The organism is Caballeronia arationis, assembly GCF_001544975.2.
Classification (GTDB): domain Bacteria; phylum Pseudomonadota; class Gammaproteobacteria; order Burkholderiales; family Burkholderiaceae; genus Caballeronia; species Caballeronia arationis.
Genome location: NZ_FCOG02000312.1, coordinates 1 through 3,158 on the forward strand (window position 1 = coordinate 1; position 3,158 = coordinate 3,158).

Genomic DNA, 3,158 nt, shown 5'->3' on the forward strand with positions numbered 1-3,158 from the left:
CCACGCAATGCGATCATGAGCATCGGCATTCTTGCTGCTGTCGTGATCGGCGGCTTGGGCTTCTACTACCAGCTGCAGGCGACGAACAAGGCTGACGAGGACGCGCGCATCAAAAAGGCGACCGCGCTCAAGTCGAGCACGGAAGCGCCCACTGCCGCAAACAACAACGACATCGACCAGATGATCCGTCAGCAGCGCGACGCAGCGGCGTCGGAGGCTGCCGCGCGTGCCGCATCTGAAGCAGCGGCTCCGAAGCCCGCTGTCAAACCGATGCTGACCGGCGCCGACTTCCGGGAAGAGGTCGAAGGCTCGGGCACGGACACGCGCGAGCTTTCCCAGCAGGCCGCGCAAGACGCGATCTATACATCCTCTATCTTTAAGCAGGCAGGCGCGTCGCGTTCGGCGAACCAACCGACCGGCGCACTGCCCGCTGGCGTTCCTTCGTTGGATGAGGTGCGAGCTGCTCGGAACGCTGCGGGAGCCAACACTCCCGATGCGATGGCGATCGCCTTGGCGAAGCAGGGCCAAGCACCCGAAGATCGCGACCGCGCCTTCCTACGCGATGCGGCTTCGCGCGGCGGCATCGAACGGACAACCTTCAATGGCCGGTCGACGGGTTGCACGTTGACGCCGCCGCACGTTATCCACGTCAAGACGGTTGAGGGGCTGAACTCGGACAAGCCGGGCCGCGTGGCGTTGATGGTGGACGAGGACGTGTATGACAGTTTGCGCGGCGACTGCTTGATGATCCCGAAGGGCGCGTTCATCAATGGCATGTACAGCGCGGACGTCAAAGTTGGCCAGGAGCGCCTGCTGGTTGCTTCCACGAGTCTGCGTTTGCCCAACGGCAAGAGCGTACCGCTCAACGGCATGCAAGGCGCCGACCAGAACGGCTACGCCGGGTTCTCTGGCGATGTGAACAACCACTTCCTGAAGATCTTCGGCGCGGGCTTCATTACGGCGATTCTACTGAAGGCGTTCGACAGCAGCTCGCAGACGGCGACGACCGCGACGCCCAACGGCGTAACCACTTATGGTGACACGGCGGGGCAGGTCGCGGCAGCGACCGCCCAGACCGTCATGCAGCGCAACCAGAATATCCCGCCGACCATCACGGTTGAGCCGGGCCAGAAGTTCCTGGTGCAGGTGACGCAGGACATCGTCATGGAGCCGTACCATGATTAAGAAGTTGGCGGCTGCGTGCCTGTCGGTGATCGCGTTCGGCGCAAATGCGGCGACCATTGATTCGATCATCAGCCCGACGCGCATCGTGGTCGACGACGGCATGAAACGCGCAATCGTCGAGCTGCCCGGCGAGCCGGTGTATGCATGCGGGCTGAAGCCGTTTCTGGCGTGGGCTAATCGATTTAAGGGTCAAACGGTCGAGGCCGCAGCTGGCGGCGTTGCGCTCAGCATCGACGGATCGCCTGTCAGCCTCGAAAGCCTGTTTGTGCAGGCGGGATGGCTGCGACCCGCAGCCCTTAGCGATGACGCTCAAGCGAGCATCACAGAGCGGCGTGGTGGGTGGGCGTGCGCATCTGCGCAGGCGCCGTTCGACGCCATGCACACGTCCGTCGATCCGAAAATTCTTGCTGGCATCGCGCTTAATGAGTCCGCCTACAACGGGCGCGCATGGCCGTGGACGTTGAATGTCGCCGGTCGCGGTTTCTTCTTTCGCACACGTGAGGACGCTTACCGCGCCATTCGCTATCTCATCAGTAACGGCCGTTCGGACTTCGATATTGGCCTGATGCAGGTGAACTGGGGATACCACGGTAAGCGCTTCGCGAGTGCTTGGGATGCGCTCGCGCCGGCAACCAACATCCGCGTGGCCGAAGACATCCTCAACGAGAACTACCGCCTCACGCACTCCGCCGTGAAGGCCGTCGCGTACTACCACAGCGCCAATCCCGCCCCGGGCCGCGAGTACCTCGCGCGCTTCGTGAAGCACCTCTCTCAAATCGAACGCGGTCTATGAAGCACACACTCTCTCTTCTTACTCTCGCGCTTGCCGCAGTCACGCTCAATGCAGCGGCCGCTGGCACCGACCCGCTCGACTTTGACTATGAGATCGCGGGCAACGTGCTTGAGCGACCGGCACTCGTCTTCAACGATGGCAGCGACACCTACTTCCAGCCGCGTGCCGGGCAGTCCCTGCGCGTGGACGGTGGACACAGCCAAGGACCGTACATCGTCGTGCCGGGCACGCCCGAGGTGATCCGTTACTCTGCGGGCGGCTCCAGCGCCACCGCTTACTGGAAGAAGGCCAATCGCTTCATTGGCGACAAGGCGCGCAGCGACACGCCGTCCGGTTTTTCTGGATTCTCGGGCCGTCTTGCGCTCATCGGACCGCGCAGCAGCCTCGAAAGTACCCGGCCTTTGAACGCGACGCTGCCACTCGCCCAACTGGTCAAAGCGCTCGTGCCGCACGGCTGGACGGGCTCGGCACAGAAAGACATCGATCTCACGACCTCGGCGAGCTTCGGCACGCGTGATGGTGAGAACTGGATGCAGTCGCTCGATCGACTCGTCGCCGCTTCCGACTTGTACGCAGACGTCGACTTCAACGCTCATCACGTCACCCTGCGCCGCTCGGCTCCGCAATCAGTGGCCGTCAACTACGTCGCGCCGGTGTCGCAGGTCGCTGCAGATCCTGCCGCCGCGGCGTCGGGTGTCTCTCCGGGTGCGGACCCGATTGCCGATATCGCGAAGAAAGCCGACACAGATGCACCCGCCGCATCAGGGTCCGTCCTTGCCGCGAAGCTGGGCGCGTTGGCGATCCGTGATGGTGACGACAGCCACATACAAATCAAGTTTTCCGCGAAGCCCGCTGCGGAGTTGAAGGTGACCGCGCAAGACGGCAAATCGCTGCGCCCGAAGTGGGATGACGCGACCGCGGTCGTGACGTTTAACCGCGCAGAGCGTTTCACGATCTCCAACGGCGCGGACAAGGTCGAAGTCGCCCGTGTCGCCGGAACCGTCTATGAGTTCGACACCGCGAACAAGGCGGCTTTACAAAGCGTGTTTGAAGAAAACGGCTCGACGTTCTTCAAGTTCGCCGACACCGTCGGCAAGGTGACCGTCGCCGACGTGGCGCACATCGGTTCGGGCGAGCAGAAGGGCCGCTATTTCAAGTTCAACGGCACCGCCGACCAGTT

The 3,158-nt window shown here is 63.0% G+C and carries 3 protein-coding genes; all 3 read left to right on the forward strand.

Features of this window, described 5'->3' with window-relative positions; all coding sequences use genetic code 11:
• Nucleotides 1-15 precede the first annotated feature (15 nt).
• Nucleotides 16-1,185: a TraB/TrbI/VirB10 family type IV secretion system protein gene (locus AWB81_RS41435; protein ID WP_327373444.1), complete on the forward strand. Its 1,170-nt coding sequence runs from the start codon at nt 16-18 to the stop codon at nt 1,183-1,185.
• A complete protein-coding gene (locus AWB81_RS41440; RefSeq protein WP_062644266.1) occupies nt 1,178-1,978 on the forward strand; it encodes a transglycosylase SLT domain-containing protein in 801 nt (266 codons plus the stop codon). The genes AWB81_RS41435 and AWB81_RS41440 overlap by 8 nt, the downstream gene beginning before the upstream one ends.
• On the forward strand, nt 1,975-3,158 hold a 1,184-nt coding region (locus tag AWB81_RS41445; protein WP_062644267.1), incomplete at its 3' end, for a TrbG/VirB9 family P-type conjugative transfer protein. The genes AWB81_RS41440 and AWB81_RS41445, both read left to right, overlap by 4 nt.